The 2,765-nt window shown below is 73.7% G+C and carries 1 protein-coding gene; it reads left to right on the plus strand.

Features of this window, described 5'->3' with window-relative positions:
• A partial coding sequence (locus ACWDSL_RS52875) for a hypothetical protein (RefSeq protein ID WP_450496861.1) occupies positions 1 to 2,765 on the plus strand: 2,765 nt, incomplete at both ends.

The raw sequence follows: 2,765 nt of genomic DNA on the forward strand, positions 1-2,765 counted from the left end.
AGCCCGCCGAGCCCGCCGAGCCCGCCGAGCCCGCGGCAGTGCGGCCGCCGGACGGCCCCCGGGCCCCGGCCGAGGGCCCGGCACGCGACGACAACCTCTACGACAGCGACTCGCACGACGGCGACAGCGCTCCGTACGACAGCGACCCGTATGCCGCCGCCCTTGCCGAGTTCGACGCCCTGTCCCGCCTGCACGGCCTGTCCGACCCGTACGCCGCACACGGGCCGGACACCGCACGGGAGGTCCTGCGCAGGCTGGACACCCTGCGGGCGAAGGTCCCGGAACTGGCCGACGGGCCGCTGGACCTGGACGCGCTCGCCCGTCATGTGCTGGCACCGGACGGGTACGGGCCCGTGACCGCCGACGAGCGCGCCGAGCTGTTCCGCCTGGCGCTGGACGCGGCGGACAACACGCCCAGCCTCGCGGTGCTGGCCGGGCTCCACCTCGCGCGCCAGGGCGTCTTGGGCGTCTGGGACCACGGCGGCGACGCCGACGCCTTCGCCGCCCGCGTCCTGCATCTGGACCGCCCCGACCCCGAGCGCCGTGGGGAGCTGTACCGGCTGGTGAACCGGGCACGGAACGCCGGCCGCGACATCGGCAGCACCGTGGAGCTGGGCGCGTTCCATCTGGAACGCGAAGGGATGCTGGGCTCGCACACCCTCCTACGGGATACCGGGGACCGGGCGTTCGGCCGCCACCTGGACGGACCGGGCGAGCGCGGGCTGGACTTCGACCCGAGCCAGGTCACCCTGGTCCGGTACCGGCCCGACGGCACGATCGACCACGGCTCCTCCGTTCCCGGGCCCGGGCTCGCGCCCTGGCACCGGCCCGGCGGCCCGGCGCCCTGGGTGATCCGGGCGCGCGGCGACCTCGGCTCGGACCTGCTGTCCGGAGTGGTGCCGCCGGAGGACGCCGCCGCCCTGCTCGCCCACGACCCCCAGGTGCGCGCGCTGCCGCCGGACGCCGAGATCGTGTGGCTGCTCCCGGACCCGGATCCCGCCGAGCAAGGGGACGCCGTTGAGGGCCTTCTCCTCGCGACCAGCCTCGCGACGGGCCACCGGGCGCGGACCGCGTACGGCGAGGCCGACATCTACGAGAACCGGGACACCGGCAAGCTCACCCTCGCCCTGGGGCGGGACGCGGCGGGCCGGCCGCACACGGCCGACGACTGGGTCTCCATCGCGCCGGTCACGAACACCCCCACGGTCACGGACCCCGCGCCGGTCACGGACCCCGCCCCGGCGCCCGCTCCCCGGGTGTGGAGTCGCGCGGAACTGACGGTCCTTGTGGATGGCATGGCGGAGGGGCTGCCGCCGGGGGGTGTGTCGGAGCGGCGGTGTCTGGAGCTGTTGGGTGCGTTGCGGGATGAGTTGCATCCGGACGTGTTGCTTCCGTCGGGTGTGCGGGCCGGGGGTGTGGTGGATGAGTCGGTGCTGGACCAGGGTCCGCGCTCCCGTCTGGTGCGGGGTCCTGGGTGGGCCCGGGTGGGGTCGTGGGGTGCGGTGGCGGATGCGCTGCGGGATGCCGAGGACGCTGGGCGTGTGGGGCCGGGGTCGGTGGCGTTGGTGTTGGCGCGGCGGCCGGGGTCGGTGTCGTTGGAGCCGGGGCGGCGGCCGGAGGACGGGTTGGGGCATGCGTTCGCGGCGTATCACACGGCGGATGGTGTGGTGTGGGTGGATCCGTCGGAGCCCGAGGGGAGCCGGGTGTCGGATGTTCCGCCGAAGGTGGAGCTGTTGTTTGACGCGCGGGTGGTGGTGGTCGGTCCGTCCGGGCGGGTGGTGGCGGACGCGCTGGAGCCGTTCACGGAGTCGTCGTCGGTGGCGCACGCGTTGCTGGACCGGGCGGTGCGTGACGAGTACGGGGCCCTCGGCCCTGAGCTCGAGCCCCGCTATCCGCTCGCTATCGCCCCCCTCCCCGCTGAACTTCTGCGGAGGCTCGGCATCCCCGTCCCGGAGCCAGGGAACAAGCCCGATCTCACGAAGGTGGTGCTGGCGCAAGGCCCTGGGATCAAGATCGTCGTCGACAAGGCCCCCCTATGGCGCCACCCCGACTTCCCGATGCCCTTTGACATGGCGGCCCAAGTGCCCCCGCAGAGCGTACGGGGCGCCGGCACCATCACGGAGGTCGTCGGTGATCCGGCGGCCGTGGTCCCGGGTGAGCGGTGGCAGTCGCTGGAGGAGGCGAGGGCCCGGCGGAGGCTGGTGCGTGACCGGCTGGCGCGGCTGGGCACGATCGAGGGGGGCGGGCGGCCGGTACCGCTGGCGAAGCTTCTGGGTGATCTTCCAGGGTGGGAGATCACCGAGGTCGGCCGGGCGACCACGATCTATCCCCTTGCCCCGGGCCACAACGGCCGCACCTACGCGCAGTTCTCCCTGGGTACCCCCGCGGTGGGCCTCAGGATGCTCCATGACCACGCCCTCGATCGGGCATGGCCCAGAGAACTGCTCCTTCTGTCCACGACGGGGAGGGACTTCGGGCGGTGGGTCGCGGGGCAGTTCGCGAGCGAGGTCGCCGGCCGTGGTGAGGTGCCGGTGGAGCTGGTCGCGTTCTTGTCGGCCATTCCGGATGTGGACGAGGTCTGGGGGTACGCGTGGCGGGCGTTCACCCACGTCGCCGCCAGGCCGCTCACCGTCACGCAACCGCAACTGCTCAAGAACTGGCTGGCGGTGGCGTCGCGGCACGGGTTCGACAGTGACCGGCGGGCTCTGCGGCCTGGTACGCGGGGCTTCCTTGATGAGCGTCATGACGGTCTCAGCGCGGTCGCC

Source organism: Streptomyces sp. NPDC000941 (assembly GCF_053599555.1).